Here is a 26,145-nt window from a genome sequence, read left to right on the forward strand (position 1 = left end):
CCCGACGATTCGCCGCAGGCAAAGTCTCGTCAAACGGGCCCTTTGTCCATCGCGATCCGGATCATTCGCTTTCGCGCGCGATTTCGCGCCAGCCGATGTCGCGGCGGCAGAACCCGTCGGCGAAATCGATCGCATCGACCGCGTCATAGGCCAGATCGCGCGCCGCGCGCACGGTGGCACCGCGCGCCGAGACATTGAGCACGCGCCCGCCGCTCGCGCGCAGGACGCCCTGATCGTCGCGGATGGTTCCGGCGTGAAACACTTTGGCCCCATGCGCTTCGGCAAGCGCGATGTCGGCGATCATCCCGCCCTTGACCGGGGTGCCGGGATAGCCGCCGGCCGCCATGACCACGGTCAGCGCGGGATCGGGCGAAAAGTCGGGCGGCGCGATCGCGGCCAGCCGGTTGTCCGCAACCGCCGAAAGCAGCTCGACCAGATCGCTTTGCAGCCGCAGCATCAGCACCTGGCATTCGGGATCGCCAAAGCGGCAATTGTATTCGATCAGCCTGGGCCCATCCTCGGTCAGCATCAGCCCGGCATAGAGCACGCCCGAATACGGCGTTCCGGCATCGGCCATCGCCTTGACCGTGGGCGCGATGATCCGGGTCAGCGTCTCACGCTCAAGCTCCGGGGTCAGCACGCGCGCCGGGCTGTAGGCGCCCATGCCGCCGGTATTGGGGCCGGTATCGCCGTCGCCGACTCGCTTGTGATCCTGCGCCGATCCGAACGCGACGATCGTCGCCCCGTCGGTCAGCGCAAAGAAGCTGGCCTCTTCGCCGGTCATGAATTCCTCGATCACCACTTCGGCGCCCGCGCTGCCGAAATGGCCGCCGAACATGTCGATGATCGCTTCGCGCGCTTCGTCGGCGGTTTCGGCAATGACGACGCCCTTGCCTGCGGCAAGCCCATCGGCCTTGATCACCACCGGCAGGCCAAAGCTGTCGAGCGCGGCCAGCGCCTCGGCCTGGGAAGTGGCGCGCACATAGCCCGCGGTGGGAATCCCTGCGCGCAGGCACAGATCCTTGGTAAAGCCTTTCGACCCTTCGAGCTGCGCGGCGGCCTGCGAGGGACCAAACACGCTGACGCCTGCGCCGCGCAGACTGTCGGCGAGGCCATCGACCAGCGGCGCCTCGGGCCCGATCACCACGAGATCGACGCCATGGTCGTTGCAAAAGGCTGTCACTGCGCCATGATCGGTCATATCGAGCGCGTGGCATCGGGCATGATCGGCTATGCCCGGATTGCCCGGCGCGGCATGAAGCTTGCCCAGCAGCGGGCTTTGGGCCAGTTTCCAGGCCAGCGCATGTTCGCGACCGCCTCCCCCGAGCAACAGGATATTCATGAGTACTCCCTTCGCCAGCGACGATAGTGACGGCTCAGCGCTGTTAGCGAGGGAAGCGGCGGGCGACAACGCCCCGGCGATGTCGATTTCCGAACTGTCGCAATTGCTGAAGCGCACGGTCGAGGATCGATTCGGTTTCGTGCGCGTGCGCGGCGAGCTGTCGGGGGTGAAACGCGCGGCCTCGGGGCACCTCTATTGCAGCCTCAAGGATGAAAACGCGCGGCTCGACGGGGTGATGTGGCGCGGCAGCGTTCAACGGCTGGGGTTTGCCCCCGCCGACGGGATCGAAGTCATCGCCACGGGCAAGCTGACGACGTATCCCGGTCGCTCGAATTATCAGATCGTCATCGAGCGGATGGAAATCGCGGGCGAAGGCGCGCTGCTCGCCTTGCTCGAAAAGACCAAGGCGCGGCTGGCCGCCGAAGGGCTGTTCGATGCCGGGCGCAAACGGGCGATTCCCTATCTGCCGCGCGTGATCGGGGTGGTGACATCGCCGACCGGCGCGGTGATCCGCGACATCCTGCATCGTCTGCGCGACCGCTTTCCCAGCCATGTCGTGGTCTGGCCGGTGCTCGTCCAGGGACAGGGCGCCGCGCCGCAGATCGCAGCGGCAGTGCGCGGATTTTCGGACATCGCTCCGGGTGGCGCGGTGCCGCGGCCCGATCTGGTGATCGTCGCGCGCGGCGGCGGCTCGATCGAGGACTTGTGGGCCTTCAACGAGGAAGAGGTGGTGCGCGCGATTGCCGCATCGACGATTCCGGTGATCAGCGCGGTGGGTCACGAAACCGATACCACGCTGGCGGACTTTGCCGCCGACCGCCGCGCGCCGACGCCCACGGCGGCGGCCGAAATGGCCGTGCCGGTGCGCGCCGAGCTGGCGGGCACGCTGGCCGATCTCGAGGCGCGGCGGCAGCGCGCGATCGGGCGCCATCTGACACAAGCGCGCGAACGCCTCGATCAGCGCGCGCGCCGTTTGCCCCAACCGCAGGCGTTGTTGGCTGCGCAAGTGCAGCGGCTCGACGATTGGGGTGACCGCTTGCGCCGCTCGCTCGGGCACCGCACCGAACTGGCCGCCGCGCAATTGGCGCGCTACGCCGGGGCCTTGCGACCGGCCTTGCTCGAAGCGCGGCTGCGGCGCGAGCGCGAACGGCTGTCCGCCCTGCGACTGCGGCCCGAAGCCGTGTTGCAGCGGATCGAGAGCGCGCGCGGGCGGGTTGACGCGCTCGACCGTCTGCGTCGCTCGCTCGATCCCGAGGCGCCCTTGCAGCGCGGCTATGTGCTCGTCACCGATGCGGCGGGCCGGGTGATCAAGACGCGCGCCGCCGCCGCCGGAGAAAGCGAGCTTACGCTGAAATTTGCCGACGGGTCGCTGACGGTCGTTCCGGCCGGGGGCGAGCCTGTGGCGCATAGACCGGCAAAGCCCCGCGCCGCGCCGGTCGACAAAGCATCGCAACAACCGAAATTGCTTTGAACCTCCAAGCGACTTACAGGACCGACATGCTGACTCCTCCTGGCGGCCGTCTGGCCCGGCTTCACTATCTTCCCGGCACCTTTCGCCAGCTTTCGGCGGGCGATCATGTCCTGTGCGCGGTGACGGGCGTCCAGATCCCGCTCGACATGCTGCGCTATTGGAGCGCGGAGCGGCAGGAAGCCTATGCCAGTTGCGAAATCGCGACCAAGCGGCTGCTCGGGCAAGTGTGACGATCGCGGTCACGCGCCGCACCCTGCTGGTCTGCGCCGCAACGCTGGCGGCGGGGCCAGCGTTTGCCGCCGACGACCGGTTTTCGCCAGACGGGCCGTTTTCACTCTATGGGCAGGCGACTCAGGGCGGGTGGTTGCGCGGGCGCGTGCCTGTGGGAACGACCAGCCTGGCGCTTGACGGCATGGCGATCCGCTTTGCCGACGACGGGGCGTTCCTGATCGCGTTTGACCGCGATGCCGCGCCGACGGCGACGCTGATGGCGCAAGGCGGCGATGTCCGACAGACCCTGTCGATTGCCCCGCGCGCCTGGCGGATCGAACATGTCGATACCCCGATGCATCCGCCGGGCATGCCCGACGCCGAATTCGCGCGCCGCCGATCGGGCGAGCTGGCGCAGATCAGCGCCGCGCGCACCCGCGACACCAGAGCACAAGGGTGGGGCGCGCAAGGGTGGCGCCAGTCGATGATTCACCCGGCGGCGGGGCCATTCTCGGGCCGATTTGGCGCGCAGCGCGTGTTTCGCGGGGTTCCGGCGGCCTATCATTCCGGGCTGGACATCGCCGCCCCGGCCGGTGCGGTGATTCGTTCACCCGCCGATGGCGTGGTCGTGCTGGCCGTTACCGGCGATCCGTTCACGCTCGAAGGGCATCTGGTCATCATCGATCACGGCATGGGGCTCAACAGCGCGATGCTCCATGCCCGCGCGCTGACCGTGACCGAAGGGCAGGCGGTGCGCCAGGGACAAACGATCGGCGAGGTCGGCATGACCGGGCGAGCAACGGGTCCACACTTGCACTGGAGCCTGGCCTGGCACGGCCACAGGCTCGATCCGCTGCTGTTTCTGGCGTGATCGGAGCGAGCGAACACATGGGGCGCATTTGAAATCGTCTGTCTCAAATGCATCTTTGCTTGGCGTTTTTTGCCGAAATATTGCCGCAATGTGTAATAAAATTATATTTTCCGGCAAGCAATCTGCGATCATCTCGGGCCCCGCCGGTCGTGAATTCGACGTACAGGTTGCGTGTCGCCGCGGCTTGCCGGCGCTTTTTCACCCACGCATTCAATCCGCCTTTGGTTGACATAAATCAACCATTTCAAAGAGCATTGCGCCGTCTCCCTACGCCTCGCGAGTGTGGCATTATGGTTACATCGGGAACAAAACCTCTGAGATGTCACTTTCGTGACCTTTACGAGACGGGGGATAACCTGCCAGTCCCCATCCATCCGGGGGATTTCGCAGGATGACATGAGTTGGCTGACCTTGCTGTGGTCGCGTCGACGTTTGCGTTGCCCCCTGGTCCTGCAAAGGAGCAGCCGCCCGTCGGTTGCCATTCTTGAGAGGGGCTAGAACCATTATGAATACCTTGTCCAAGCTGAACGCCGGCGTGGCCAGCGCAGCCCTGGGCCTTGCCATGCTGGCAGGCCCGGCATTTGCCCAGACTGCACCTGAGGCGCCCGCAGCCGACGCACCGGCGGCCCAACCGCCCCAGGAAATCGTCGTCACCGGAACCCGCATCACGCGCGTCGATCTCCAGGCATCCAGCCCGGTCGACGTGATCACCGACGAAAAGATCAAGGCGGTCAACACCGTCACGGTCGAACAGATCCTGTCGGTCAACCCTCAGTTTGCGCCCGGCACCAACGGCGCGAGCAACAACCCCGGCGACGGCGCGGCGACGATCGACTTGCGCGGCCTTGGCGCCAAGCGCACGCTGGTGCTGATGGATGGCAAGCGTCTGCCGTTCTACGATTCGACCGGCGCGGTCGACGTCAACCAGATCCCGACCGTCCTGCTCAAGAACATTCAAGTTCTGACCGGCGGCGCATCGGCCGTTTACGGATCGGACGCGATTTCGGGCGTTGTGAACTTCGTTCTCGATGACAAGTTCACCGGCTTCAAAGTCGATGGCGGCGCGCAAGTTACCGGCCAGGGCGACGGCGCGACCTATGACGTCAGCGGCGCAGCAGGCTTCAAGATCGGCGATCGCGGCCACTTCACCATCGCGGCCAACTGGTCCAAGCGCGACGGCGTCAAGTTTGGCCAGCGCAGCTTCAGCAACAGCGTGCTGTGCTCGGGCGACAACGTATCGTTCTGCGGCTCGTCGAACACCACGCCAACGGCATTCGACATCCCCGGCGCCGGCCGCCAGCAGGTGACTGCCTCGGGCGGATTGACCAGCAATGTTCAGGGTTACAACTACAACCCGGTCAACTATGCGCAGGTTCCGCTCGAACGCTATGGCGCAACCGCGCTGTGGAACTACGACATCACCGACGCGATCGAACTGTATGGTCGCGCGATGTACCAGCACACCAAAGTCGTCACCACCCTGGCGCCGACCGCGACGGCGGGTTTCTCCTTCAATATCGACCCGTCGAACCCGCTGCTCAGCGCTGCAGAACGTGAAGCGTTTTTCGACACCACGGCCAATCCCAATCTGGTGATCAATTCCGACGGCACCTCGACTGTCGGCATCCGTCGCCGCATCGTCGAAACCGGCGGTCGCGTCGAAGAACACACCAGCAAGACCTGGCAGGTGATGAGCGGTCTGCGCGGCGATCTGGGCTGGGGCTTCAAGTGGGATGCTTCGGTGCAATATGCCGAAGTTCACAAGTACAACCTGCTTGAAAACGACTTGTCGTACAGCGCGCTTACCGACGCTCTCGACGTGATCGCCGGGCCGAACGGTCAGGCCGAATGCCGCAGCGCCGCGGCGCGGACGGCGGGCTGTCAGCCGCTGAACCTGTTCGGCACCGCGCCGCTTTCTGCCGCTTCGTTGGCCTATGTGCTGCGCAACGCGACCGAGGCGGACAAGACCAGCCAGCTGGTTGCCGAAGGCAACATCTCGGGCGACGTCGGCTTTCTGCAAAGCCCTCTGGCAGCCAAGCCGGCGGCGATCTCTGTCGGCGTCGACTATCGTCGTGAAACCGCCGATACCGAAGTCAACGATGCCTATGCCTCTGGCGATCTGATCTATTACGGTCAGGGCTACAACATTCCGAACAAGAGCTATAACGTCAAGGAAGCATACCTTGAATTCCATATGCCCTTGGTTCAGGATAAGCCGCTTATCCAGGCGCTCAATTTCGAAGCCGGCTATCGCTATTCGCACTATTCGACTGCAGGCGGTGTTTCGGCTTACAAGTTCGGCGGCGACTGGAGCCCGGTCCTGGGGCTGAAGTTCCGCGGCAACTATCAGCGCGCGGTTCGCGCGCCGAACCTCTACGAACTCTACCTGCCGCGCAGCGCCGGCACCGGCAATCTCGGGACCGACCCCTGCGCCGGGACGAGCGTTTCGGCGACAGTTGCAGCAATCTGCGTCGCGCAGGGTGCTCCGCAATCGGCCATCGGCCATATCCCCGAACCGATCTCCGGCCAGATCAACGCGTTCTACGGCGGCAACGCGAACCTCAAGGCTGAAAACGCGAACACCATCACCTTTGGTACGGTGATCGAACCCACGCAGATTCGCGGCCTTGCGCTCACGGTCGATTACTATGACATCAAGATCGCCAACGCGATCGTCTATGAGCCGACCTCGGTCACGATGAACCAGTGCTTCTCCGTAGAGCAGGATCCGAACGGCTCCGTCTGCAAGAGCATCGTTCGCAACCCGCTTGACGGCTCGCTCAGCGGCGACACCACGATCGGCGTCCCCGCGCTTTACAACAACGTTGCGGTGATGCGCACCCGCGGCTTCGACTTTGGTTTCAACTTCCGTCGCGGACGTCACGACGACTTCCACTACGCACTTGATTTCCAGGGCACGTATCAGATCACGAACTATCAGATCGTGAACTCCACGACGATCCAGTGCGCGGGCAAGTTCGGCGCGGACTGCGATACGCCGTCGCCGAAGTGGAAGCACGTGGCCAGCGTTACCTTCGGTTGGAAGCCGGTCGAGTTCACCACCCGCTGGCGCATGATCGGTGCGACGTCGGAAGACAGCTCGACCAACATTCTGACCGCGCGGATCCCGGCGGTTCACTATTTCGACGAAACGGTGAACTTCAACGTCGAAGGTGGCTTTGGCATCACGGTCGGCATGTTGAACGTGTTCGACAAGACGCCGCCGATCATCGGCGACACCAGCGGCGCGACTTCGGCGGCGGGCAGCACGTTCCCGACGACGTATGACGTGCTTGGGCGGACGATGTTCATTCGCGCTTCGAAGAAGTTCTAAGCTTCGTCGAGACGCTTTGAATTTCTGCCAAATCAGGCGGGCCCGGTCGGCAACGACCGGGCCCGCTTTTTTTGGGGTCATCCGGATCAGCGACCCGCCGCCATGCTCCCTTTCGTCGGCGCGACAGGTGGCGTATAGCCGCAGCCATGTCATCCCTACGTCCCTGGCGCGATATCGCGCGTCGCAAGAGCCGCCAGATCATGGTTGGCGCGGTCCCCGTTGGCGGGGATGCCCCGATCACGGTCCAGACCATGACCAATACGCCGACCGCCGATGCGGTCGCGACGATCGATCAGATCCGCCGCTGCGAGGATGCCGGGGCCGATCTGATTCGGGTGTCCTGCCCCGATGAGGCGAGCACCGCCGCGTTTCGCCAGATCGTGCGCGCGGCGCGCGTGCCGCTGATCGCGGACATCCATTTTCACTACAAGCGCGCGCTGGAAGCGGCGGATGCGGGGGCGGCGTGCCTGCGCATCAATCCCGGCAATATCGGCAACAGCGACCGTGTCGCCGAAGTGGTGCGCGCGGCCAAGGCCAACGGCTGCGCCATCCGCATCGGGGTCAACGCGGGCAGCCTGGAAAAGGACTTGCTCGAAAAATACGGCGAACCCTGCCCCGAGGCTCTGGTCGAATCCGCGCTCGATCATATCAAGCTGTTGCAGGACCATGATTTTCACGAATACAAAGTCGCGGTAAAGGCCTCCGACGTGTTCCTTGCCGTGGCGGCCTATATGGGCCTTGCCGAAGCGGTCGATTGCCCGCTGCATCTGGGCATTACCGAGGCCGGCGGGCTGATCGGCGGCACGGTCAAATCCTCGATCGGCATCGGCAACATGCTCTGGGCCGGAATCGGCGATACCTTGCGCGTGTCGCTGTCGGCAGAGCCCGAAGAGGAAGTGCGAGTCGGCTTTGAAATCCTCAAGAGCCTGGGCCTGCGCACACGCGGCGTGCGCGTGGTGTCGTGTCCCTCGTGCGCGCGGCAGGGGTTCGACGTGATCCGCACGGTCGAGGCGCTGGAAAAGCGGTTGCAGCATATCAAGACGCCGATTTCGCTGTCGGTGCTGGGCTGCGTCGTCAACGGGCCGGGCGAAGCGCGCGAAACCGACATCGGCATTACCGGCGGCGGCAACGGCAAGCACATGGTCTATCTTTCGGGCGTGACCGACCATCATGTCCAGTCGGCCGACATGCTTGATCACATCGTCGCGCTGGTCGAGGCGAAAGTGGCCGAAATCGAGGCCGCACAGCCCGAACCGGTCGCCTGAGCGCACGCGCTTCGCGGAATGCATCGCTATCTGCTCTTTGCTGTCAGCCTGCTCGTGCTGGTGGTGGTGTTTGCGCCGTCGCTCGATCATCTCGGCGTTCCCGGATCGACATCGGCCCCGGAATCGTCATCGGCAGACGGCAGCCTGCCTGAGCCCCCAACGCCCGGTAATGGCGGGAGCGGGGGCGGCGGGGGCATGACGATCGCCCGCGACGGCAGCGGGCAATTCCATCTCGTCGCCGACGTCAATGGTCACCCCGTCAGCTTTCTTGTCGATACCGGCGCCGACAGTGTCGCGCTGAGCGAGGCCGATGCCCAATCCGTCGGGCTGTCGATCGATCCTTCCGCCTATATCCGGGTGGCCAACACGGCCTCGGGGCCGGGCTATGGCGCGCACGTGCGGCTCGACCGGATCGAGATCGGCGGGCAGGATCTGTCCGGCGTCGATGCCGTGGTCCTGCGCGGGCTGCGCACCAGCCTGCTTGGCCAATCGGTGCTGCGGCGGATGGGATCGGTCAACATCAACGGCGACAGCATGGTCCTCGGGCATTAGGGCGTAAACGCATGACGATTTCCATCCGCCCCGCCGCCCCGGCCGATTTACCGCTGATTGCCGCCTTGATTCGCGAGCTTGCCGTCTATGAAAAGCTCGAAGCGGAAGTGCGCTTTGACGAAGCTATACTGGCGCGCCATCTGTTCGGCCCGCGCCCTCATGCCGAAGTGGTGGTCGGCGAAGTCGATGGCCATGCCCAGGGCTTTGCGTTGTTCTTTCACAATTTCTCGACATTCGAAGGGCGTCCGGGGATCTATCTCGAAGATCTCTATGTCCGGCCCGAGGCGCGCGGCGCCGGATTGGGCAAGGCGCTGCTCGCGCACTTGGCCGCTTTGGCGATCGCGCGCGATTGCGCGCGGCTCGAATGGTCGGTGCTCGACTGGAATGCCCCGGCGATCGGATTCTACAAGGCGCTCGGCGCGCGGCCGATGGACGAATGGACGGTGATGCGCGTCGATGGGGACGCGCTTGGTGCGCTGGGGGGGCAGGCCTGAGCCCGTCCGTCGGCACTCTGACGCGCCGCGCGGCGCTGGTCGGGGCATTGGCCACGGGGCTGGCAGGCCCGCGCCTGTTTGCGCAGGCTTATTCGATCAGCGAACAACACCGCCGCGTGCTGGCCGTGGCGCGCGATCGGCTGGACCGGGCGCGCCCCTTGCTGTGGCGCACCGATGTCGTCGGGATTGCCGATTTCGCGCTGCCTTCGGCATTGCCCCGGCTGCATTTCGCCGATCTTGAGGCGGGCACGGTCCATTCGTTTCTGGTCGCCCATGGCAAAGGGTCGGACCCCGAGCATGACGGTTTTCTCAAACGGTTTTCCAACGATGTCGGCAGCGAGGCAACCTCGCGCGGGGCATACATCACCTATGAATGGTATGACGGCAAATACGGCCCCTCGATCCGCCTCGGCGGGCTCGATCCAGACAACAGCAACGCTGCGGCCCGCGCCGTCGTGATGCACCCGGCCTGGTACGCCGATCCGGCGATGCTGGAAAAATGGGGCCGACTGGGGCGCAGCGACGGCTGTTTTGCCATGGCACCGGGCGATTTTGCGCAAGCGCTGTGGCACCTTGCCGCCGGGCGCCTGCTTTTCGCCGACCGATTGGGGCTGGGCTGATCGCCCCAATCGGAGAGGGCCGGATTACAGCGGCCGGATTACAGAGGCCGGATTACAGAGGGTTATCCAGCTTGATGATCGCTTCGTTGCTCTTGCGCTGGGTCGTGTGCAACTGGCGCGGCTGGGCAAAGCTGGCGATCACCGCCGGATCGCGGCCATAGAGATCGGGAAAGCTGCGCATCAGCCCGTTCACGTCGCGCGCGACGGTGAAATAGGTGACATAGACCGGAAACGGCTTGATCATCGGGACTTTGGTATACTTGCCCGACAGATTGTATTCGATCGCGGTCTCGGGCGGCAGGTCGGCGCCGAGAATGGCCATCGTCATCGCCAGTTCGGTCGCGTGTTCGGCCCGGATGCAGCCATGGCTCAGCGCGCGCGCGGGTAGCGCAAACAGCGCATGGTTGGGCGTATCGTGGATATAGATCGCATGTTCGTTGGGCATGTCGAGCTTGACCCGGCCCAGGGAATTGTTCGCGCCGGGCTGCTGCACCACGGTGATCGTGCCATCGCCACCTTCCGTCGCGACATAGCCTTCGCGCTTGGCCTTGGCGGGGCTCGCGATCAGTTTCTTGCCCAGCCCTTCGCCGACGACGATCGACTGCGGCACGGTCCAGGTCGGATTGAACACCACATTCTTGACTTGCTCGGCGAGCTGCGGCGTCGCGGTCTTGCCCGGACGACCGACGATCGCGCGATAGCTGTGAATGATCTTGTTGTTCACCGTCAGCCGCAGCATCTGTTCGGGCACATTGATCATCAGGTATTGCAGCCCGAGATCGCGGCCCAGCCAGCGCCAGCGATCCATGTTGGCGCGGATCATCGCGATCTGCCTGGGATCCTTGGCCTTGGCCAGCATATCCTTGAGCAAGGCAAAATCAGGGTGTGTCGGCTCCAGCGAAGCGAGCACCCCGGGAATGTCGTGCAGCTCGGTCGCTTCGGCCAGCAGTTGCGAATTGGGATGCAGATCCTGATCGGGATCGACGGCAAACCACTGTTCGCGCGCGGGCATCGGCGTGCGTCCGTCGCGCAAGTCTTCGGCCAGCCAGATGAACAGGCGGCTGGCGAGCGTGTCGAGATCCCCGCTTTCGCCTTTGGCGATTTCGGCAGCCAGCGCGGCGGGCTGATAGTCGCGCGCAAACAGGCCCTCGGCGCCGATCCCCTTGATCGCGACAAGCAGCGCGCGCGCATCGGCCTGGGACCAATGCGCCACGGGCAGCGCTTCGGGCGCTTCGACTTCAAACGTGGTGCCGACCGGAGCGGCAGGCGCGGTAGCGGCGGGGGCAGCAGCGGGGAGCGGCGGCGTTGCCGGGCGCGACGCCTTGGGCGTGGCGGGCTTCGCCGTCTTTGCAGCAACCGCCTTCGTCGCCCTGGCGGCGGGAAGTGCCTGCGAGGTCAGGTCGGTCGGGCCCGTTTGCGCCGGATTGGCAGCCAGCGGCGCGGTCAACGCGAACAGACTGCCGCCAAGCAACAGGGTAAAGGAAGACAGGACAGAAGGGATGGTCCTGTGGCGTGCTTGCATGGTCGTTCCCTGCCGATGGGCAAAAGTTTGCGCGAGAGAGTTTACCGGGCAAAAGCCACGCGCACGCCATCGGGCGCAACCGCGCATGCCTTCGCCCCGCTGGTTCCCTGCCCCAGCCGGGTGCGCCAATCAAGCACGTTGGGGTAAAAGAAGTGATGGGCCCGCTTTTGCCAGCGCCCGGCGTTGCCGCTATGGCCCCGTCCATGCGATCCCGTGCCACCCTGATCCCGATTTGCGTGACGCTGGCAGGGCTTGCCAGTTTCAGCGTGATGGACGGCGTGATGAAAGCCGCCTCGATCGCGGTGGGCGCCTATGCCGCGCTGTTCTGGCGCAATGTCTTCGGGCTTGTGCTGATGACTCCGGTCTGGGTGACGGTGCGGCGGCGCATGGGCGGAGGATGGCTCCCGCGCGGGGACGTGCTGCGGCTGCATCTGCTCCGCTCGGCGCTGTCGGGGGTGATGGCCGGGCTGTTTTTCTGGGGCACGATCCATACCCCGCTCGCCGAAGCCATGGCGCTGTCGTTCATCGCGCCGCTGATTGCGCTGTTCCTCGCCGCGGCATTTTTGGGCGAGCGGATCGAACGGCGCGCCTTTGCCGGATCGGTCCTCGCGCTGGCCGGTGTCGGGGTGATCGCGGCGGGCAAGTTTGGCGGCCATTACGCCCCCGCCGCCATGCACGGCATGATCGCGATCCTCGTTTCAGCCGTGCTCTATGCGGCAAATCTGGTCGTGCAGCGCCGCCAGGCGCAGCTCGCCGGGCCCGACGAGATCGCCTTTTTCCAGAATTTGTTCATCAGCCTGCTGTTTGCGCCGGGGGCCTGGTGGCTGGCGGCCTTGCCGCATCCGGGGCAGGCGCTGTTGCTGGGGGCGGGCGCGGTGCTGGCGGTCGTGTCGCTGATGCTGATCGGTTGGGCCTATGCACGGGCAGAGGCGCAAGTGCTGGTGCCGCTCGAATATACCGCGTTCATCTGGGCGGCGCTGGTCGGCTGGTTGCTGTTCGGTGAAGCGGTGACGCTGCGCACGCTGGGCGGCGTCGCGCTGATCGTCGCCGGCTGCCTCATGGCGATTTCCACGCGCACGGTGCCGGTGGACAACGGCCAGCCCAATCCGGCATGATCGGCCCTGTATTATCGGCCCGGTATTATCGGCCCGGTATTATCGGTAGACGATGATGATGACCTTTGACGACGACGACGCGATCGAGCGCACCGCGCGCGCGATGATCGACTGTTCCCTGCCCAAGGCGCAATGGACCCATGCCGCGCATTTTGCGGTCGCGCTGTGGATTTTGCGGCATCGGCCCGACCGGGTGCGCCTATCGCTTTGATCTGCCATTTCAAGTGTGATCAGGTGCCGAGCAGGCGCTGAAGCTGTGCGACACCCGCCCCGGCAAACAAGGCAACGACGAGCGCCATCAAAAACAGCGCCAGCGTGCGATCGATCAGCGCAGCCGACTCACCTGGCGCGGTGCGACAGGCGGCAGTAGAAAGTTGCTGTGTGCGCACGACGATCTTTGCAGGCGCTTTGGGCATGGCGGGCGTCTCTGATCCGTTGTCCGGTGGAGGAGCCACCGATCGTCCCGACAATAGGCCCGTCATGTTGCGCAGGATGCTAAAGAGAACGATCGGGTCACACCTTAGCAATTTCCCCCAGATTCTTCCAATTAATGCAAATGCGTCGCAATAGTTGCCCCACCCGAAGCCCAATCGAGACAATCGCGCCGAAAGCGGCAATTTTAGCGCTTCGGCGGCCTTGACGCAGCCCCGTCAAACGCGCATCGCGCGAACCGCTTCGCAAGGCATGTCCTGTCTCGCGCTCCGGCTCGCCCCCCTTTTTTGGGCGATCCGGTTCCCCGGGCGACGCGACAGGGATGCTGGCAACTACATAGGGAATCCGCATCGCCATGACCCACGTCGGACAGGATACGCTCGGCACCCGCAGCTCGCTCAAAGTCGGCGGCAAGGACTACGCGTACTATTCGCTCAACAAGGCGGCCGCCAAGTTCGGCGACATTTCCCGCCTGCCCTTCTCGATGAAGGTGTTGCTGGAAAACCTTCTGCGCTTTGAAGACAACGGTTTCACCGTTTCGACCGATGACATCAAGGCGCTGATCGATTGGCAGAAGAGCCCGGTCGAATCGCAGAACGAAATTCAGTACCGCCCCGCGCGCGTGCTGTTGCAGGATTTCACCGGCGTGCCTTGCGTGGTCGACCTTGCCGCGATGCGCGACGCGATCGCCAAGCTCGGCGGCGACACCAGCAAGATCAACCCGCTCGTCCCTGTCAACCTGGTGATCGATCACTCGGTCATGGTCGACGAATTCGGCACCCCGCAGGCTTTCGAACAGAACGTCGAGATCGAATATCATCGCAATCTCGAACGCTATGACTTCCTCAAGTGGGGATCGAAGAGCCTCAACAATTTTTACGCCGTGCCCCCGGGCACCGGCATCTGCCACCAGGTGAACCTTGAAAACATCGCGCAGGCGGTGTGGACCAGCAAGGATCAGGACGGCAACCTCGTCGCCTATCCCGACACCTGCGTCGGCACCGACAGCCACACCACGATGGTCAACGGCCTTGGCGTGCTCGGCTGGGGCGTCGGCGGGATCGAAGCCGAAGCGGCCATGCTGGGTCAGCCGGTCTCGATGCTCGTTCCCGAAGTCGTCGGCTTCAAGTTCGTGGGCGAGCTGAAGGAAGGCGTGACCGCGACCGACCTCGTGCTGACCGCGACCAACCTCTTGCGCAAGCATGGCGTGGTTGGCCGCTTCGTCGAATACTACGGCCCGGGCCTTGCCGGCCTGACGCTCGCCGACCGCGCGACGCTGGCCAACATGGCGCCCGAATATGGCGCGACCTGCGGCTTCTTCGGCATCGACGACAAGACGCTCGACTATCTGCGCCTGACCGGTCGCGAAGAAGACCAGATCGCGCTCGTCGAGGCCTATGCCAAGGAACAGGGCTTCTGGATCGACCCATCGGTCGAACCGATCTTCTCCTCGACGCTCGAACTCGACCTGTCGACCGTGGTGCCCTCGCTTGCCGGCCCGAAGCGCCCGCAGGACAAGGTTACGCTGCCCAACGTCGACGACGTGTTCAACAAGGATCTCGTCGAGCTTTACAAAAAGACGCAGAGCCGCGTTCCGGTCGAAGGCAAGAGCCATGACATCGGCGACGGCGACGTGGTCATCGCCGCGATCACCAGTTGCACCAACACGTCGAACCCCGGCGTGCTGATCGCTGCCGGTCTCGTCGCGAAAAAGGCCGACGCCTTCGGCCTGAAGCCCAAGCCCTGGGTCAAGACCTCGCTCGCACCGGGGTCGCAGGTCGTCACCGACTATCTGATCAAGGCGGGCCTTCAGGAACACCTCGACAACATCGGCTTCAACCTCGTCGGTTATGGCTGCACCACCTGCATCGGCAACTCGGGTCCGCTCGCCGAACCGATCAGCAAGGCGATCAACGAAAACGGCATCGTCGCCGCCTCGGTGATCTCGGGCAACCGCAACTTCGAAGGCCGCGTCAGCCCCGACGTGCGCGCCAACTTCCTCGCCAGCCCGCCGCTGGTCGTCGCCTATGCGCTCAAGGGCACGGTGATCGAGGATTTCACCACGACCCCGATCGGCAAGAGCAAGGACGGCGTCGATGTCTATCTGAAAGACATCTGGCCGACCAACGCCGAAGTCGCCTCGGTCATGGCCGGCGCGCTTGACCGCGCGATGTTCCGGGCCCGCTATGCCGACGTCTACAAGGGCGACAAGCACTGGCAGGCGATCAACGTCACCGGCTCGGAAACCTACCAGTGGCGCGCAGGTTCGACCTATGTCGCCAATCCGCCCTACTTCGACGGCCTGACCATGACGCCCGAACCGGTCAGCGACATCGTCGAAGCCAAACCTCTGCTGATCCTGGGCGATTCGATCACCACCGATCACATCAGCCCCGCCGGCAACATCAAGGCCGACAGCCCCGCCGGCCAGTGGCTGCAGGAGCATCAGGTCGCCAAGGCGGACTTCAACTCCTACGGCGCGCGCCGTGGTCACCACGAAGTCATGATGCGCGGCACCTTTGCCAATATCCGCATCAAGAACGAAATGGTCCCCGGCACCGAAGGCGGCTTTTCGCGCTATGGCGCCGAAGTCCTGCCGGTCTATGACGTGGCGCAGAAGTTCAAGGCCGACGGCGTGCCCTCCGTGGTCATCGCCGGCAAGGAATACGGCACCGGTTCGTCGCGCGACTGGGCGGCCAAGGGCACCAAGCTGCTCGGCGTGCGTGCGGTCATCGTCGAAAGCTTCGAACGTATCCACCGTTCGAACCTCGTCGGCATGGGCGTGCTGCCGCTGCAGTTCAAGAACGGCGACACGCGTCAGTCGCTCGGCCTGACCGCCGACGACACCTTCACCATCACCGGCGTTGCCAGCCTCAAGCCGCGCCAGGATGTGGACGTGGTGGTCACCCGCAAGGACGGCACCAGCTTTACCTTCACCGCGCTGTGCCGCATCGATACCGCCAACGAAATCGAGTATTTCAACAACGGCGGGATCCTGCAGTACGTGCTGCGCAAACTGGCCGCCTGATCCAGGCCATCACTTGCTGAAAAAGGGGGGCGGCGCCGCAGGGTGCCGCCCCTTTTTTCGTGGCACCGGGTCCCCATCGTGACCCGCCCACATCCGCTCAGCAAGGATGAGCGAGACTTGTGCCATGAGGATAGTTCGAACCACCGCACCAGATTCCGCAGCCGCTCCAGTGAAGGGACGTGTTGGCAAAGTCTGCTCCCCGCCCAATTTCAGACATTCCCGCAATCAATCCAAAAGCAAAAAAGGGCGCCCCTCTCGCGTTGGAGGGGCGCCCTTTCTTCCGAACGGCCCGCTGGAGACGGGCGTAAACCGGGTTTCAAGCCTTGGCCGGCTGCTTGCGGCGTTGACGGGCGACGAGCGCTGCGGCGCCGACGCCGAACAGGATGACCATCGAGGGCTCGGGCACGTCGGTGTGGCCGTTGCTGCTCGTGCTGGTGGTCGATCCGTTCGACGACGAGCTGGTGCTGGTCGATGAGGAGCCCGAGGTCGAGGAAGATGTCGACGAAGAGGTTGAGGACGACGTCGACGAACTGGTGCTGCTGCTGGTCGACGACGTGCTGGTGACATTGCCCGAACTGGTCGAGACGTTGCCTGATGACGACGTGGTCGAACTGACATTCCCCGACGAGGATGTCGAAGTGGACCCGCCGGACGTCGAGCTGGAGGTGGATCCCCCCGAAGTCGAGCTGGAGGTGGACCCGCCTGAGGTCGAGGTCGATCCCCCCGAAGACGAGGTGGAGCCGCCCGAGGTCGATGTAGACCCCGTCGTGGTCGACGAGACGACGATGTTTCCGCCGCCGCCGCTGCTGCCGCCAAAGAAACCGCCGAAGAAGCCACCGCCAAAACCGCCGCTGCTGCCACCTTCGATCACCACCGGGCCACCGCCGCCGCCACCTGCCGCCTGCGGCGGCATCGGGGGCATATAGGGCACAGGAACCATGGCTATCTGCTGTGGCGGGGCGCACGAACGGGTGATCGTGGTGCGCACCACCCGGCGCGCGTGATGGACGACATGCGGTGCGGCGCGGCGCGCGATATGCACCGGCTTGGCCCGTTTGATCTTGATCGGCTTTACATGATGGAGTTCAGCCGCCGAGGGCGCTTCCGAAACATGCACAGCTCCGCCGCCGATCATAGCGCCGCCAGCCGCGCAGGCCGCCAGTTTTGCCAATGCCATCCGAACCGACATGATAGTCGCCTTTGTCCTCATCGTCCGCAAAGTACCGGCACTTCGAATCCGGCCTGATCGCGTATGGGACGCATGTCCCGCACTCAACAAACGCAGATAGCACGCCCAAGAGCAACGGGATTAACCACTTTTGGAACGCGTCCGGGCGTTCATATCGGGATCGCGTCGCCGATCGGTTAACTCTGTGCCAGTTCGGGACCGATTCTGCGCGTCCGGTTACTGCCCCCCGCTCTGGCTGTCCGAATCGAACAGGCCGCCCGGTGCCGGCATGGCCATGCCCAGATGTTGCCAGGCGCGATCGTTGAGGCAACGGCCGCGTGCGGTGCGCGCCACCATGCCGAGCTGAATCAGATAGGGCTCGATCACTTCCTCGATCGTGTCGCGCGGCTCCGACAGGCCCGCCGCGAGCGTTTCCACGCCGACCGGTCCGCCCTTGTATATCTCGGCAATCATCAGGAGATAGCGCCGGTCCTGCAAATCGAGCCCGAGCGAATCGACTTCGAGCCGGGTCAGCGCCGAATCGGCCAAGGCGCGGCTGATCACCGCATCACCGGCGACTTGCGCAAAATCGCGGACCCGGCGCAACAGCCGCCCCGCCACGCGCGGTGTGCCGCGTGCGCGCCGGGCGATTTCGCGCGCGCCTTCGGGATCGATGCCGATACCCATCAGGCTTGCCCCGCGCGCCACCACGCGTTCCAGCTCAGCCACGGAGTAGAATTGCAGCCGCACCGGAATGCCGAAGCGATCGCGCAAGGGCGTCTGCAGCAGCCCCTGCCGCGTCGTCGCGCCGATCAGCGTAAACGGCGGCAGATCAATCCTGACCGAGCGCGCCGAAGGCCCTTCGCCGATGATCAGGTCGAGCGCGCGGTCTTCCATCGCGGGATAGAGCACTTCTTCGACTTGCGGATTGAGCCGGTGAATTTCGTCGATGAACAGGACATCGCCCGATTCGAGATTGGTCAGCAACGCCGCGAGATCGCCCGCCTTGGCAATCACCGGGCCCGAAGTGGCGCGGAAATTGACCCCCAGTTCGCGCGCGATGATCTGCGCCAGCGTGGTCTTGCCAAGGCCGGGGGGGCCAAAGAACAGGACATGGTCCATCGCCTCGCGCCGGGCCTTGGCGCTGGAGATGAAGACCTTGAGGTTTTCCCGCGCGGATTCCTGCCCGACGAATTCGGCCAGAGTCTTGGGCCGCATCGCCGCATCGGCGTCTTCGATCTGGGCCTGCGCGGACAGGAGAGGGTTGTCGGTCATGCCGTCGCCCGCTTCAGCGCGACGCGCATCACATCACCCAGCGCGGCATCTTCGCCCAGATCCTCGATCGCGCCCGCCACGGCCGTTGCCGCGACCGCCGGCTTGAAGCCAAGGTTCTGCAAAGCCGAGATGGCGTCGGCGCTGACCGAGCCGGGAGGAATGGCCGCGTTCTCTGCCGTGATCCCCGCGCCACCACTCAGCCCGGCCAGCCCGCCCGCCTTGTCCTTCAATTCGTTGACGATGCGGCTGGCCAGTTTCGGGCCGACCCCGTTGGCGCGGGCGATCATCGCCGCATCGCCGCCTGCACAGGCGCGCTGCAATTCATCGACCGTCAGCGCCGACAGGATCGCCAGCGCGACTTTCGAACCGACCCCCTGCACCACGGTCAGCAGGCGAAACCACGCGCGCTCGCCCGAGCTGGCAAAGCCGATCAGCCGCATGTCGCTTTCGCTGACCTGCAATTCGGTGTGAAGCACGGCGCGGTCGCCGCGATTGCCCAGCTGCGCCAGCGTGCGCGCCGAGGCATGGACGAGATAACCGACGCCGCCAACGTCGATCACGGCCCAGTCGGGCCCGCTGTCATCAAGGATGCCGGTCAGCTTTGCGATCATGGTTTGTTCTCTAAGCGAGAACGCAGACCGATGCCACCCTGTTTGGCATGTGATGTTCCACGTGGATCACCCGAGCAGCGTGCTCAATATGCCCGGATGGAACGATCCGCCCAGAAAACCGTTCAGCCCCATGAAGACCCCGAACGCGCCAAAGCCCCACGCGACCCACAACAGCGCGACCGTTTCCATCAAGGCCGCGACGGCTGCCAGCGAAATCGCGGTCGAAATCGCCGCGTCCGCCGCATCGAACTGATCATGATGAAACCGCAAGGCGTCGTATGCCGTCTCGTGCTCGTGCGCCTGGTCCGACAGTGTGGGCGATTGCGCCTTGTACTTGGCGATGTCGCCATCGAGCTTGGCCAGTTCGGCATCGGCCTTGCCCGGCACGGCCAGCACCTTCAGTTGCACGCGCGCGTTTTCCGCAAGGTGCTGTTTGGTCTTGTTGGCCTGATATTCGTTCCACGTGTCGATGGCGTGCGCCTCATTGCGCTCCATCCCCTGAACGGTGTTTTCGTCCTTGATGTGGCAAAGCGCGACAAACACCGACAACGCAACCACCGTGATCGCAATGCGGCGGGTGAGCGACTTGTCCTTGGCTTCGGCGGTAACTTCGAGTTCCATGGACGGGTACTCCTGGTTCAGCGATACCTGACTATCTGTGGCTACCAAGCATATTGGCATGGGTGATGGCAACGGCCAGCGCGTCGGCGGCATCTTCACCGGCCAGCCTGACGCCGGGCAGCAGGACTTTGAGCATGGCCTGAACCTGGGCCTTGGCCGCACCGCCGGTGCCGACGAGCGCCTTCTTGATCACTTTTGACGGATATTCGGCGACCGGCATGCCCGCGCGGGCCAGCGCGACCATGGCGACGCCGCGCGCCTGGCCCAGCTTGAGCGTAGACTGCGGATTGACGTTGACGAACACTTCCTCGACCGCGCCCGAATCGGGCTGGTGATTGAGGATGACATCGGTCAGCACCGCGTCAAGCTCGACCAGCCGTTCGGCCATCGACAGCGTCGTGTCGGTACGGATCTGGCCATTGGCGACATGGCTGAGGCGGCTGCCCGCTTTGGCGACCACGCCCCAGCCTGTGCATGTCAGCCCGGGATCGATACCGATGATGATCATGGGCTGCGGGGATTAACCCAGCTTCTCCATGACTTCATCCGGGATTTCGTAATTGCCCCACACGGCCTGCACGTCGTCATCGTCGTCTAGCACGTCGATCAGCTTGAGCAAGGTGGTGGCGGTATCGGCATCGACGACGGCCTTGAGCGAAGGGCGCCAGGCCAGCTTTACGCCTTCGGCTTCGCCCAAGGCCTTTTCCAGTTCGCGCGCGACCGGGTGCAGGTTTTCCACCGAGACCCAGATCTGGTGCGAATCCTCGTCGCTTTCGACATCTTCGGCGCCGGCTTCGATCGCGGCTTCGAGAACTTTTTCCTCGTCGCCGACTTTGCCGGGATATTCGATCAGGCCAAGCCGTTCAAAGCCGTGGCTGACCGCGCCCGACGCGCCGAGATTGCCGCCGTTCTTGGCAAAGGCGGTGCGCACATTGGTTGCGGTGCGGTTGCGATTGTCGGTCAGCGCCTCGACGATCAGCGCGACGCCGCCCGGGCCATAGCCTTCGTAGCGTACTTCTTCATAGTTATCGCCGTCGCCCTTCGACGCCTTGTCGATCGCGCGCTGGATATTGTCCTTGGGCATCGACTGCGCCTTGGCGGCATTGATCGCGGCGCGCAGACGCGGGTTCATGTCCGGATCGGGCATGCCCATCTTCGCCGCAACGGTGATTTCGCGCGACAGCTTGGAAAACATCGCCGAGCGCTTTTTGTCCTGCGCGCCCTTGCGGTGCATGATGTTCTTGAATTTGGAATGGCCTGCCATGGTCGTGCTTCTTGCCGGATGTTCGCCTGATATTCCGCCTTGCAGGCGGGATTTCCCGGCGCCCTAGCCGTTTGTGCGGCTTTCGGCAATCTCCGGCGCGGCAAACCCGGTCTTAACCCGGCAAGTGGCATGATCGCAGGCATGATCCGCACCGTTTTCACCGATTTCCGCACGTATCTCGCTGCCCCGCGCCTGATTGCGCCTGCGCCCTTGCATGACGGCCGGATGCGATGGGCGATCATGGTCGGCACTTACCTTGCCGGCCTCGTCGTGCTGGGCGTGATGCTGCTTGGCTGGCAACGCGCATTGCATCTGCCCGCACCCGAGGCGTTTCGCGGCTTTTCCGCGCAGATGCTGGCGGCGGCGGTGGTGCTGGCCGCACCGATTGGCGAGGAAGTGGCGTTTCGCGGCTGGCTGACCGGACGGCCGCGCGCGCTGTGGCTTTTGGCAATGGCGCTGGTCGGCGGCGCACTGCTCGGCGCGGTGTCGGCGCACTGGCACGATCAGGCCGCCGCGCTCGGCTTTGTCAGCACGGTGCTCGCCGCGCTGATCGGCTGGCTGGCGCTGCGACGACGGGCCGGGCCGCCGCGCTGGTTTACGCGCCACTTCGGGCTGTGGTTCTATCTGTCGGTCGCGGTATTCGGCCTGTCGCATCTTGCCAATTACCCGCGCCTGTCATGGGCGCTCGTGCCGATGGTCCTGCCGCAAATCTGGGCAGGCCTCGTCTTTGGCTACCTGCGCATGCGCCACGGCCTGATCGCCTCGATCCTTGCGCATGCGACCGGCAATGCGGTCGCCCTGGCCTTCGCCTTGCTGTCCGCTCATTAGGACAAAGACGCATAAGCGGGTAAATCTTGACTCTCGCCGCGCACGCGCCTAGTTGCCAGCGCTTATCCCGCCCTTTCCGGTTAGTTTTACGGAGTGCCCTGATGGCGCGCGTTACCGTCGAAGATTGCGTCGACAAGGTTTCCAACCGTTTCGATCTCGTGCTGCTGGCTGCAGAACGCGCCCGCGCGATTTCCGGCGGCGCGGAGCTGACGGTCGATCGCGACCGTGACAAGAACCCCGTTGTGGCTCTGCGTGAAATCGCCGAGGAAACCGTTCGCCCGGTTATTCTCAAGGAAAACCTGGTTCAGTCGCTGCAGAAAGTGCAGCCCGACGACGACGATCAGGTCGATGAAATCGGCTCGCTGTCGCAGTCTGCCGAAGCGCTGCGCATCACGGCCGCCGCGCCGGTTCGCAACACCTCGCTGGGTGCCGATTACGACGGCTAAGCCGTCTTCTGCGCACACATTGCTCGATCGCCAAGCAATTTGGCACCACCTTTTTCCGACGCCGGGGATAATTCTCCGGCGTCTTCTTGCGCTTGCCATGATCGCGCGCCACATTTCGGTCCATGGCCAGCCAGCTGTCTTTGCGGGGCGACCGATCCGCCAGTGTTCGCGGACCCAGTGACGCATCAAACGTGCGCGCCGTGTTGGGCCCGACCAACACCGGCAAGACTCACCTCGCGGTCGAGCGGCTTTGCGGCCATTCCTCGGGCGCGATCGGATTTCCGCTGCGCCTGCTTGCGCGCGAAGTCTACGACCGGGTCGTGGCGATCAAGGGTGCCGACCGGGTCGCGCTGATTACCGGCGAAGAACGGATCGAGCCGAAAAACGCGCGCTGGCTGCTGTGTACCGCCGAAGCGATGCCGCAGCGGCCCGACCTTGCCTTTGTCGCCATCGACGAAGCGCAGCTTTCCGCCGATCCCGAACGCGGCCACGTCTTTACCGATCGCCTGCTGCACACACGCGGGCGCGAAGAGACGATGATTCTCGGCTCGGCCACGCTCGAACCGATGATTCGCGCGCTTGTGCCCAAGGCGGAGATCGTCAGCCGACCGCGCTTTTCGACACTGAGCCACGCCGGATCGAAAAAGCTGTCGCGCATCCCGCCGCGCAGCGCGATCGTCGCGTTCAGCGCCGAACAGGTCTATGCCATGGCTGAAATGCTGCGCCGGTTCCGGGGCGGCGCGGCGGTGGTGATGGGCGCGCTGTCTCCACAGACCCGCAATGCCCAGGTCGCGATGTATCAGGCAGGTGAGGTCGACTATCTCGTCGCCACCGATGCGATCGGCATGGGGCTCAATCTCGATGTTCACCATGTCGCCTTTGCCGGGCTGACCAAATACGACGGGCATCGCCAACGCCGTCTGACCACGGCGGAAATGGCGCAGATCGCCGGTCGCGCCGGGCGGCACCATCGCGACGGCACTTTCGGCACGCTGGCGGGACTTGGCGCCCACAATCCCGAATTCACCGATGACGAAGTCTACGCGATCGAGGAGCATCGCTTCCCGCCGCTGACCCGCCTGTTCTGGCGCGAATCCGATCCCCGCTTTGACTCGCTCGATGATCTGATCGGCGACTTGGCGTCTCCCCCGCCGCGCCCCGAACTGGCCAGCCCGCCCGAAGCGATCGATCTGGCCGTGCTGCGCCTGCTCGCCGGCGATGCGGCCATTGCCGACACGGTGCGCGGGGCGGGTGCGGTGCGGCGATTCTGGCAAGTGTGCAGCCTGCCCGATTTTCGCCAACAGGGCAGCGAAACCCATTCCCGCTTCATCGCGCGGCTGTGGCAGGATCTCGGCCAGGGCTATCTCGGCGCCGACTATGTCGCCCAGGCGATCGCGCAACTGGACAACCCGGCAGGCGACATTCACGCCCTGCAAGGGCGGATTTCGGCCATCCGCAGCTGGGCCTATATTGCGCAACGCCCCGACTGGGTCATGGCGCGCGAGGAAATGGCCGCCCGCGCGCGCGCTGTCGAAACGCGCCTGTCCGATGCGCTGCACGCGCGGCTGACCGAACGTTTCGTCAACCGGCGGACCACGGTGCTGATGCGCAAGGCGGGCACCGACGAACAGCTATTGCCGGTGCGGCTATCGGAGGCGGGCGCGGTGCTGGTCGATGACGAGCCGATCGGGCATCTCGAAGGGTTTCGTTTTGTCGTCGACCCGCTGGCCCGCGCCGCCGACCGCAAGATGCTGCTCGCGGCGGCAGAGCGGCACTTGCCCGGCTTGCTGGCCAGGCGCGCGGCTTTGCTGATCGCGGCGGCGGTCGAGCCCGATGGTCTGACGCTGACCGACGGCGGCATCATCTGGGACGACATCCCGGTCGCGCGGCTTGAAGCCGGTCGCGGCGTGCTCGATGCGCGGGTGCGGCTTGATCCCGCGCTCGACCGGCTGCCCCAGACGCTGCGCGACAGCGTGCGCGATGCGCTGACCGGCTGGTTTTCGCGGCATTCCGGGCGGCTGCTCGCCCCGTTGCGCCGACTTGCCGAGGCGAGCGAGGCGCCCGATTCCGGGCCCGATCTGCGTGCCTTGTTGCTGCGCCTGGTCGACGGCGGCGGGGTCTTGTCGCGCGAAGACTCGGGGCTCGACCGGCTCGATTCGCGCCAGCGCGACATCTTGCGCCGATTGGGCGTGCGCACCGGCGGGCTCGATCTCTATCTGCCCTCGGCGCTGCGCCCGGCCACGGTCAGGCTGTGGTTGCGGCTGGCGGCCTTGCGCGGGCTGAACCCGGTCGCCCCGCCGGAGCCGCTGCCGCCAACGGTCGAAGGGCGCGAACGGCCGGTCGGCTATCGTCGGGTCGGGCATCAGGCGCTGCGTGTCGATCTTGCCGACCGTCTGTTGCAAGAGGCGCATCGGTGTCGGCTCGGCGCGCCGGGGCGACGGGTCTTTCTCGATCCGGCGCGGGCGCGATCGATGGGGCTGACAACCGCAGGCTATGCCGCGCTGTTGCGCGCGGGCGGATTTCGCGTCGCCATGCCGCGCCCCTTGCCCGAGGGCGCGTTCGGCCCGCATGCGCCGCCCTTGTGGGACTGGCGCCCGCCGCGCCCCGCGCCGAAAATTCCGCAAGCCGCGCCACCGCGCGCCGCGACCGGCGCCTTTGCCGCGCTCGCCGGATTGCTGCGCTGATGGCTGCCCCACGCGCACCGACACAGGAACCTGCGTTGGGGCCGAGCATCCGTATCGACAAGCTGCTGTGGTTTCTGCGCCTCGCATCGAGCCGGAATTTTGCGCAGGACTGGGCGAGCGAGGGCCATATCCGGCTCAACGGGCGGCGGATCGAGCGCCCCAGCGCTGCCGTGCGCACAGGCGACATGCTGGTGCTGCCCTTGCGCGATGCGGTGCGCGTGATCGAAGTGCTGGCGATTCCGGTGCGTCGCGGCCCCGCGCCCGAAGCCCAGGCATGTTACCGTTATGTCGATACAAGCGGCAACGGGGATCACAGCCGGGCTTGACGGGTGCCCCCCGACACCTTTAGCACGACGGCCAAACAACGACCGCACAAAGATCCGAGGGACAATCGCCACCATGACCTATGTCGTCACCGAATCCTGCATCAAGTGCAAGTTCATGGACTGCGTCGAGGTCTGCCCCGTCGACTGCTTCTACGAAGGCGAAAACATGCTGGTGATCAACCCCAGCGAATGCATCGACTGCGGCGTGTGCGAGCCCGAATGCCCCGCCGAAGCGATTCTGCCCGACACCGAAAGCGGTTTGGAACAGTGGCTTGAGCTTAACGCCAAGTACTCGGCCGATTGGCCCAATATCACCGCCAAGAAAGACGCGCCGGCCGATGCCGACGCGCACAAGGGCGAAGACGGCAAGTTCGACAAGTACTTTTCGGCCGAGCCTGGCGAAGGCGACTGATCGCCTGTCCGGTCCGCCCGCGCCATCGCGGCAAAGGTTGACCGGCACGCGGACACTATACCTTCGACGGGGCCCTCGACAGGCCTATGCAATACCCTCGCTGCCGCCCCGGCAGCGGGGTTTTGCCGATTTGCGCAGATTCCCGTGGTCAGACCACTGGAATTTTTGTGACAGAGTTGCTATATCCGCAACCACGCGCCGGATTCTTCCTTTTTTCGCCCGGCGTTTTGTCACACGAATCAGGCAGGATATAC

Annotated in this window: 26 protein-coding genes; 17 read left to right on the plus strand and 9 right to left on the minus strand. The window is 64.8% G+C overall.

The features are described from left to right. Positions 1-61: 61 nt before the first annotated feature. Entirely contained in the window at positions 62-1,342 is a 1,281-nt protein-coding gene (gene purD, locus AQZ50_RS10600; protein WP_067746323.1) for a phosphoribosylamine--glycine ligase, read from the minus strand. Between purD and xseA the strand changes: the two genes are divergently transcribed. From xseA to AQZ50_RS10640, 8 genes are all read left to right on the plus strand, one after another. After that, positions 1,341-2,813 carry an exodeoxyribonuclease VII large subunit gene (gene xseA, locus AQZ50_RS10605; RefSeq protein ID WP_067746325.1) on the plus strand — a complete coding sequence of 491 codons (1,473 nt, stop codon included), beginning with the start codon at positions 1,341-1,343 and terminating at the stop codon, positions 2,811-2,813. The two genes, purD and xseA, sit on opposite strands and share 2 nt — an antisense overlap. A 26-nt stretch (positions 2,814-2,839) precedes the next feature. Further along, positions 2,840-3,043, plus strand: a complete 204-nt coding sequence (locus AQZ50_RS10610) for a DUF2093 domain-containing protein (RefSeq protein WP_067746327.1) — start codon at positions 2,840-2,842, stop codon at positions 3,041-3,043. Next, entirely contained in the window at positions 3,040-3,894 is an 855-nt protein-coding gene (locus AQZ50_RS10615) for a M23 family metallopeptidase (protein ID WP_067746329.1), read from the plus strand. The genes AQZ50_RS10610 and AQZ50_RS10615 overlap by 4 nt, the downstream gene beginning before the upstream one ends. Positions 3,895-4,399: 505 nt before the next feature. Then, positions 4,400-7,228 (plus strand): TonB-dependent receptor domain-containing protein, encoded by a 2,829-nt coding sequence (locus AQZ50_RS10620; RefSeq protein ID WP_067746331.1) that lies wholly within the window; start codon positions 4,400-4,402, stop codon positions 7,226-7,228. A gap of 146 nt (positions 7,229-7,374) precedes the next feature. Next, the gene (gene ispG, locus AQZ50_RS10625; RefSeq protein WP_067746332.1) at positions 7,375-8,493 is read left to right on the plus strand and encodes a flavodoxin-dependent (E)-4-hydroxy-3-methylbut-2-enyl-diphosphate synthase; all 1,119 of its coding nucleotides are present in this window, start codon (positions 7,375-7,377) and stop codon (positions 8,491-8,493) included. A gap of 18 nt (positions 8,494-8,511) precedes the next feature. Continuing rightward, complete coding sequence (locus AQZ50_RS10630) at positions 8,512-9,045, plus strand: retropepsin-like aspartic protease family protein (protein WP_067746337.1); 534 nt, start codon at positions 8,512-8,514, stop codon at positions 9,043-9,045. A gap of 11 nt (positions 9,046-9,056) precedes the next feature. Then, complete coding sequence (locus AQZ50_RS10635) at positions 9,057-9,539, plus strand: GNAT family N-acetyltransferase (RefSeq protein ID WP_067746568.1); 483 nt, start codon at positions 9,057-9,059, stop codon at positions 9,537-9,539. A 47-nt stretch (positions 9,540-9,586) separates the two neighbouring features. Then, entirely contained in the window at positions 9,587-10,159 is a 573-nt protein-coding gene (locus AQZ50_RS10640) for a murein L,D-transpeptidase catalytic domain-containing protein (protein ID WP_231730224.1), read from the plus strand. A gap of 52 nt (positions 10,160-10,211) precedes the next feature. On the opposite strand, the gene AQZ50_RS10645 is transcribed toward AQZ50_RS10640, so the two are convergent. Beyond that, entirely contained in the window at positions 10,212-11,681 is a 1,470-nt protein-coding gene (locus tag AQZ50_RS10645) for a L,D-transpeptidase family protein (protein WP_067746339.1), read from the minus strand. 203 nt (positions 11,682-11,884) lie between these two features. On the opposite strand from AQZ50_RS10645, the gene AQZ50_RS10650 reads away from it, so the two are divergent. Together AQZ50_RS10650 and AQZ50_RS20450 are read left to right on the plus strand one after the other, a co-directional pair. Further along, the gene (locus AQZ50_RS10650) at positions 11,885-12,796 is read left to right on the plus strand and encodes a DMT family transporter (RefSeq protein WP_067746343.1); all 912 of its coding nucleotides are present in this window, start codon (positions 11,885-11,887) and stop codon (positions 12,794-12,796) included. A gap of 58 nt (positions 12,797-12,854) precedes the next feature. Then, positions 12,855-13,007, plus strand: coding sequence for a hypothetical protein (locus AQZ50_RS20450; RefSeq protein ID WP_156427320.1), 153 nt, complete (start codon positions 12,855-12,857; stop codon positions 13,005-13,007). Between the two features lie 19 nt (positions 13,008-13,026). Here AQZ50_RS20450 and AQZ50_RS10655 read toward each other — a convergent pair whose 3' ends face one another. Further along, entirely contained in the window at positions 13,027-13,212 is a 186-nt protein-coding gene (locus tag AQZ50_RS10655) for a hypothetical protein (RefSeq protein ID WP_067746348.1), read from the minus strand. A 371-nt stretch (positions 13,213-13,583) separates the two neighbouring features. On the opposite strand from AQZ50_RS10655, the gene acnA reads away from it, so the two are divergent. Next, positions 13,584-16,256 carry an aconitate hydratase AcnA gene (acnA, locus tag AQZ50_RS10660; RefSeq protein ID WP_067746350.1) on the plus strand — a complete coding sequence of 891 codons (2,673 nt, stop codon included), beginning with the start codon at positions 13,584-13,586 and terminating at the stop codon, positions 16,254-16,256. Positions 16,257-16,572: 316 nt separating this feature from the next. On the opposite strand, the gene AQZ50_RS20955 is transcribed toward acnA, so the two are convergent. Beyond that, positions 16,573-16,647: a hypothetical protein gene (locus AQZ50_RS20955; RefSeq protein WP_231730236.1), complete on the minus strand. Its 75-nt coding sequence runs from the start codon at positions 16,645-16,647 to the stop codon at positions 16,573-16,575. Here AQZ50_RS20955 and AQZ50_RS20960 point away from each other — a divergent pair. After that, the gene (locus AQZ50_RS20960) at positions 16,640-17,182 is read left to right on the plus strand and encodes a hypothetical protein (protein WP_067746351.1); all 543 of its coding nucleotides are present in this window, start codon (positions 16,640-16,642) and stop codon (positions 17,180-17,182) included. The genes AQZ50_RS20955 and AQZ50_RS20960 overlap by 8 nt on opposite strands. A gap of 479 nt (positions 17,183-17,661) precedes the next feature. Here AQZ50_RS20960 and ruvB read toward each other — a convergent pair whose 3' ends face one another. The 5 genes from ruvB to AQZ50_RS10690 form a co-directional block, all read right to left on the minus strand. Further along, on the minus strand, positions 17,662-18,699 hold the full coding sequence (ruvB, locus tag AQZ50_RS10670) for a Holliday junction branch migration DNA helicase RuvB (protein ID WP_067746352.1): 1,038 nt from the start codon (positions 18,697-18,699) through the stop codon (positions 17,662-17,664). Next, a complete protein-coding gene (gene ruvA, locus AQZ50_RS10675; RefSeq protein WP_067746356.1) occupies positions 18,696-19,310 on the minus strand; it encodes a Holliday junction branch migration protein RuvA in 615 nt (204 codons plus the stop codon). Before ruvA ends, ruvB begins: the two co-directional genes overlap by 4 nt. Positions 19,311-19,376: 66 nt before the next feature. Further along, positions 19,377-19,931: a DUF4337 domain-containing protein gene (locus AQZ50_RS10680; protein WP_067746357.1), complete on the minus strand. Its 555-nt coding sequence runs from the start codon at positions 19,929-19,931 to the stop codon at positions 19,377-19,379. Between the two features lie 31 nt (positions 19,932-19,962). Beyond that, complete coding sequence (gene ruvC, locus AQZ50_RS10685) at positions 19,963-20,439, minus strand: crossover junction endodeoxyribonuclease RuvC (RefSeq protein WP_067746359.1); 477 nt, start codon at positions 20,437-20,439, stop codon at positions 19,963-19,965. 12 nt (positions 20,440-20,451) lie between these two features. Then, on the minus strand, positions 20,452-21,195 hold the full coding sequence (locus AQZ50_RS10690; RefSeq protein WP_067746361.1) for a YebC/PmpR family DNA-binding transcriptional regulator: 744 nt from the start codon (positions 21,193-21,195) through the stop codon (positions 20,452-20,454). A 141-nt stretch (positions 21,196-21,336) separates the two neighbouring features. On the opposite strand from AQZ50_RS10690, the gene AQZ50_RS10695 reads away from it, so the two are divergent. From AQZ50_RS10695 to fdxA, 5 genes are all read left to right on the plus strand, one after another. Then, positions 21,337-22,023, plus strand: a complete 687-nt coding sequence (locus tag AQZ50_RS10695) for a CPBP family glutamic-type intramembrane protease (RefSeq protein WP_231730225.1) — start codon at positions 21,337-21,339, stop codon at positions 22,021-22,023. A gap of 101 nt (positions 22,024-22,124) precedes the next feature. Then, entirely contained in the window at positions 22,125-22,469 is a 345-nt protein-coding gene (rpoZ, locus tag AQZ50_RS10700) for a DNA-directed RNA polymerase subunit omega (protein ID WP_067746368.1), read from the plus strand. Between the two features lie 122 nt (positions 22,470-22,591). After that, the gene (locus tag AQZ50_RS10705) at positions 22,592-25,153 is read left to right on the plus strand and encodes a helicase-related protein (RefSeq protein ID WP_067746371.1); all 2,562 of its coding nucleotides are present in this window, start codon (positions 22,592-22,594) and stop codon (positions 25,151-25,153) included. Continuing rightward, positions 25,153-25,479, plus strand: coding sequence for an RNA-binding S4 domain-containing protein (locus tag AQZ50_RS10710; RefSeq protein ID WP_067746373.1), 327 nt, complete (start codon positions 25,153-25,155; stop codon positions 25,477-25,479). The genes AQZ50_RS10705 and AQZ50_RS10710 overlap by 1 nt, the downstream gene beginning before the upstream one ends. Positions 25,480-25,552: 73 nt before the next feature. Next, positions 25,553-25,891: a ferredoxin FdxA gene (fdxA, locus tag AQZ50_RS10715; protein ID WP_067746375.1), complete on the plus strand. Its 339-nt coding sequence runs from the start codon at positions 25,553-25,555 to the stop codon at positions 25,889-25,891. Positions 25,892-26,145 lie beyond the last annotated feature (254 nt).

This window comes from Novosphingobium sp. Fuku2-ISO-50 (assembly GCF_001519055.1).
GTDB lineage: Bacteria > Pseudomonadota > Alphaproteobacteria > Sphingomonadales > Sphingomonadaceae > Novosphingobium.